Annotated in this window: 7 protein-coding genes; 1 reads left to right on the top strand and 6 read right to left on the bottom strand. The window is 62.5% G+C overall.

The window, feature by feature from the left end:
* On the top strand, nt 1-491 hold a 491-nt coding region (locus RMP10_RS12305; RefSeq protein WP_310570537.1), incomplete at its 5' end, for a DUF4143 domain-containing protein.
* A gap of 30 nt (nt 492-521) precedes the next feature.
* On the opposite strand, the gene RMP10_RS12300 is transcribed toward RMP10_RS12305, so the two are convergent.
* The 6 genes from RMP10_RS12300 to RMP10_RS12275 form a co-directional block, all read right to left on the bottom strand.
* Nucleotides 522-719, bottom strand: a complete 198-nt coding sequence (locus RMP10_RS12300) for a HEAT repeat domain-containing protein (protein ID WP_310570536.1) — start codon at nt 717-719, stop codon at nt 522-524.
* A 197-nt stretch (nt 720-916) separates the two neighbouring features.
* On the bottom strand, nt 917-1399 hold the full coding sequence (locus RMP10_RS12295) for a hypothetical protein (protein WP_310570535.1): 483 nt from the start codon (nt 1397-1399) through the stop codon (nt 917-919).
* Nucleotides 1400-1455: 56 nt separating this feature from the next.
* Nucleotides 1456-1977: a DinB family protein gene (locus RMP10_RS12290; protein WP_310570534.1), complete on the bottom strand. Its 522-nt coding sequence runs from the start codon at nt 1975-1977 to the stop codon at nt 1456-1458.
* A gap of 90 nt (nt 1978-2067) precedes the next feature.
* Nucleotides 2068-2568 (bottom strand): DinB family protein, encoded by a 501-nt coding sequence (locus RMP10_RS12285; RefSeq protein ID WP_310570533.1) that lies wholly within the window; start codon nt 2566-2568, stop codon nt 2068-2070.
* Between the two features lie 83 nt (nt 2569-2651).
* The gene (locus RMP10_RS12280; protein ID WP_310570532.1) at nt 2652-3437 is read right to left on the bottom strand and encodes an alpha/beta hydrolase; all 786 of its coding nucleotides are present in this window, start codon (nt 3435-3437) and stop codon (nt 2652-2654) included.
* An 83-nt stretch (nt 3438-3520) separates the two neighbouring features.
* Nucleotides 3521-3937 carry a VOC family protein gene (locus tag RMP10_RS12275; RefSeq protein WP_310570531.1) on the bottom strand — a complete coding sequence of 139 codons (417 nt, stop codon included), beginning with the start codon at nt 3935-3937 and terminating at the stop codon, nt 3521-3523.
* Nucleotides 3938-4614: the final 677 nt, after the last annotated feature.

Genomic DNA, 4614 nt, shown 5'->3' with positions numbered 1-4614 from the left:
GGGGCCTACCGCCGTCAACGCCTCAGCTCATCGGTCGTGGTGGCCGGTTTTCAGGTGTCCACGAGTGGCCGGTTTTGGGTGTCCACCTAGGCGTCGATCCGTCGTTGGCGGCCGCTGCGCTGCGAGCGACGCCAGCGCGATTGCTCGCCGACCTGAATGCGCTTGGGCTGCTGTTCGAATCGCTCGTGGTGCGCGACCTGCGCGTATATGCGCAAGCGTCGGATGCCCCGGTGCTGCATTATCGTGACAACACCGGACTCGAGGTCGACGCGATCGTCGAAGTGTCCGATGGCCGGTGGGCGGCCTTCGAGGTGAAGCTTGGGCAGGGACAGGTGGATGCGGCGGCGGCCTCGCTGCTCACCTTCGCGACGCGGGTCGATACGGCGAAGTGCGGTGCACCCGCCGCGCTCGGCGTCATCACGGCGTCAGGCTACGGCTATCGGCGTCCCGATGGTGTGCACGTGATTCCGATCGGAGCGCTGGGGCCGTAGGCAGCGAAGGTTGCAACGGTCGCAACATGGCTACGGCGCGCGCATGCGGCGACCCGGCGTCAGTCGCGTGTCACTCCACGTCGCGCGGTCCGTCTTCAACCGCGCCATCGCCGACGCCGCATGCCCGCGCACGATCTCGTGTTCATGCACCAGCATCGCCTCGAGTACCGCGAGATCCTCGTGAGTGCCGATGTTGCCCAGCACCACGCACGCGTTTCGCTTGAGCATTCACAGCTTCGCGCGCTTGATTGCGCTGACCTTTAACGCCGCTTCACCTAGCGCAGTCGTGAACGACACGTTCCACGGACACACCTCCTGGGAGGTGTGTCGGCAAAACCGTTTTGAGATCCCGCCGTCGACGGGAGCGCGAACCTTTCAGCCGAGCGCCACGACGCCGCGGCAGTCAGCGACGGTTCAAGCGGATGTCAGTCCTGTCGTCGAGCAATACGATCACAGAGCGGGAGCCATCGGTCCTTCGGGCGCCACTCCCAGGCAATCGTCTGGGTGCGTCCATCTTCGCTGAACTCTATCTGCGCCCGCTCCCGTTCTCCGGTGATGGTCCAGACACGTCGGTCAACGAGAACGTCGTAGTGGCGATAGAACCCGTGGTTTTCAAAAGTGCGCGCGAAGTGATGGCCGGTGTTGGCATCAACCCCCATCACACTGAGCGTGTCGAACGGCTTGCCGCCGATCACCGCGCGTTCGTCCTGAATGAGGAAATACTCCCCGGTGTGCCACTGGCCGGTGTGAGCGCTGACCCAAAGTTCAGCGGCGCTTCTCGGATCTTCGACGGGCTGATGCGAACTGCCGTACGACTGCCCTTCGGCCCGCCATTCGCCCAAGAACACGTTGAGCGCTCGGTGCTTGTGGTCGCGCACTGGGGCGACCTCGATCTCGCTGTGCGACACTGAAGTCTCCCGTTCGAATTTGTGAGTGCCGTCGAACGCTCGCGTTCGGATCTGGTCTACGTGTAACGCGCGTTGTCGGCCGACGGTCCATAGAGCGCGGGCACGGTTGCCCCCAAGAGTCGCCAATAGACGGTCAACTGTCCTCGATGATGCGCGAGGTGCCCGAACGTATCGCTGATCATGTCCACGCGTGAGGCGATACTTACCACGTCGCCGTGCGCTTTCAGCGTCCACATGCTCTCGAGCGCCGCGGGGGGTTCGTGCTGCGGAGAAACGGGCGCGACGTCGAATTCATCCGCTGTGATCATCAACGCCACCCACGAGGGCATCGACGCGATCATCCCGACGAGTTGGCCCAGCGCCATCGACTTGTCATGCGGCTTCCAGGCGTCTTGGCCGTCCGGGACTTGGAGCAACGCACGGCGTGTTCGCTCGACTTCGCGGTCGAGCACGCTGAGATACATCGTCGTAAGCATCATTGGACAGAGCACCGGCATGAGGAGGGCGCGAACACGACGCAAGCGCGTGCGGTCCGACGTGCGAATGCGAGAGCAGATGTTGTGCCAGCCCGCAGTCATAACTTCCGCGGCGGTTAGGCTGCTTGGGGCTTTCAGAAATCCTGAGGAATGAAGCGATCCTTCGCCTGCTATCACCGCTGGCGCGGATTGTTACGCCAGCCCCGTAGACCGCGGCACAATCCCCACCATACGCTGCAGAACCGTTAGCTGCGCCCGATGCTGGAGCTCATGCTCCTTCGTACCAAGGAGCATCTCGAAGCGGCTTGCTGAGCCGCCGCCAGGAAAGCTGATCCGTTCCGAGAGAAATGCGTCGGAAAGTCCTTCAACCCACCTCGCTGCTCGCTCGCCTTCGCCGCGCAGCATGTCGATGATCTCCGCCTTCGACCGCGCAACGCGCTCCTCGGCCGCTGACGTCGCGAGCAATGCCGGAAAGTCGAACCCATCGAGGGAATCAAGACGCAGCTCTTCATGCATCAAATGATCGGCCGTCCAGAGCCACGCAATGTGGACCAGCGTGTCGGCGACCGATCGCGTCTCGGGGGTAGCACGGAACGCATGGTGCTCCTCCGGAACATCGCCCGCCATCAAGATCGTGTTCTGTCGAACGGCGCGCATGCCGTCCACGAGTTGCTGGGTACCATACAGAGACATAGTTGCTCTTGCTTGGTTTTGTGGTTGAGTGAGAAGCGCAGACCGTGTCAACGCATGCACTGAGCATTCGGCAGCGCCCGGCGCTAGGTGTGAGGCGCCGCCCTGTGCATGTTCGCGCGACGGATCGGAGCGAGTGTCGGCACCGGCTCGATGGAGAGGAAGTCGTTGATGATCCTGTTGCAAAGCTCCGGCTTTTCAACGAGCAGTCCGTGTGACGTACCCGGAACGACCGCGAGCTCAGCCTGCGTCAGCCCCCGATAGAGGCTGGTGGCGTGCTCCAAGCGCACTTCATCGTCGTCACCCAACATCACCAACGTTCGACACCCGATCGCGGCGAGATCATCAGTGGTCAATGCCGGTTCGGTCAGACGCATATGCGCGAGCTTCTTGACGACGACGGGGTAATGGTCGATGCCGTCAGGCGACACCTCGCCGTAGCTTGCAGCCATGAATGTCGGCGGCGCAGTGTGCGTGTCGATGACGCCCGGCAGCCATCCATCGTTGTGAAAGACGCCAGCCACGAGCACGAGGTGCGAGACGAGATCGGGTCGGCGTCGTGCGACGAGTAGTGCCACGATAGCACCGTCACTGTAGCCAACCAGTCGCGCCGTGGCCCCGACGACCCGTTCGAGGAAGCGGATCGTGTCCTCGGCCATCAGGTCGAAGGTGATCGGGCCGCTGACGTCAGCGGTATGACCGTGGCCGCGCCGATCTGGCGTGAAGGTGCGGAACCGAGCGGCAAACGCCTCGAGGTTCGGTCCGAAGGCTCGGGAGTCGGCACCGCCAGGATGAAGCAGCACGACGGGATCGCCCGTCCCCTTTTCGTCGTACCACGTTCGCACACCGTCCAGGTCGACATAGGTTGGCATCGTGTTGGTCTCCGGACTCGGAACGATGCGAGCGCTTCCGTCGAGTCCGTTGGCGTGCGCGGCGATCCTTCTCCAATGGTCGTTTACGCGTGGGGTATCGCGACGTTCACCATCCACGGCACACTGAACTTGTCGGTCAACATCCCGAACGACGAGGTCCAGAATGTCTTCATCAGTGGCATGATGACCGTGCCGCCCTCAGCGAGGGCCGCGAAGACACGTTGGGCTTCCGCGTCGTCACTCACTTCGATCGCGAGCGTCATCCCCTTGAACTCAGCGCGCGTTTCACCCATACCGTCATCGGCCATGAGCTCGGTGTTGCCGATGCGGAACACCGCATTCATGATCTTCTCTGCGTACCCGGGCGGCGTGGTCATTGTCTCGTCCGGGTGATCCTTCCAACGCAAGAGAGCCGTGACTTCAGCGCCAATCGCTGTTCGGTAGAACTCGAGGGCCTCTTCGCAGCGACCGTAGAACGATACGTATGCCTGAACCTTCATTGCTACATCCGCGCTTTTCAAGGAAGACTACTCGGCGTGTGAGACCACAACATCGTCGCCGCAAGTGTTGCGCCATGATGCGCAAGCGAGCGACACCTCGTCGGGCCCGCTACCGCGAAGAGCCGAACCCACGCTGCATAGCAGAGCTGAAGGACGATCGCCGTGCGAGCGAGCACGAGCGCGGTACATCGCCTCGGTTCCCTGTGTCTTGCACGATGAACGTGTTAAGCGCACTCAGCCTAGCCGCTCGCGTGCTCTGGCATTGCTGCAGCCAGTGGCTCTACGAGTGTCAGGCTTGCTCTCTGCGGACGCTGGCTGCAACGCTTTGCGAGCAGTTGCGGCAGCATGCGCGTTGCACACTACTGCGGTTTTGCCTTGCCGGATGCCAGAAGTCCTTGGCCATGCTTCTGCCGCGAACCCCAAGCTCACGACACTAGCGCCGCGCGAGATACTCGCGAATCAGCGCGATACCCTCGTCATGCCTGAGCGTAGTGCCGAGGCGCGGCATTCGCTCGGAGCGGCTCGTCGACGTCAAGTGGACTTGACTCGGCTTTCCGGACACCAAGCTAACTCCGCGTAGATTGTCGGAGTGGAGGTGTGACGATGGCGAAGGCAGCGAAATCGATCAAGCGGACGCGGCGGATCTTTAGTGCCGAATTCAAGCAGGAAGCGGTGCG

Origin of the sequence: Gemmatimonas sp., assembly GCF_031426495.1 — a bacterium.
Classification (GTDB): Bacteria; Gemmatimonadota; Gemmatimonadetes; order Gemmatimonadales; family Gemmatimonadaceae; genus Gemmatimonas.
This window is presented reverse-complemented; position numbering and strand designations above follow the sequence as displayed.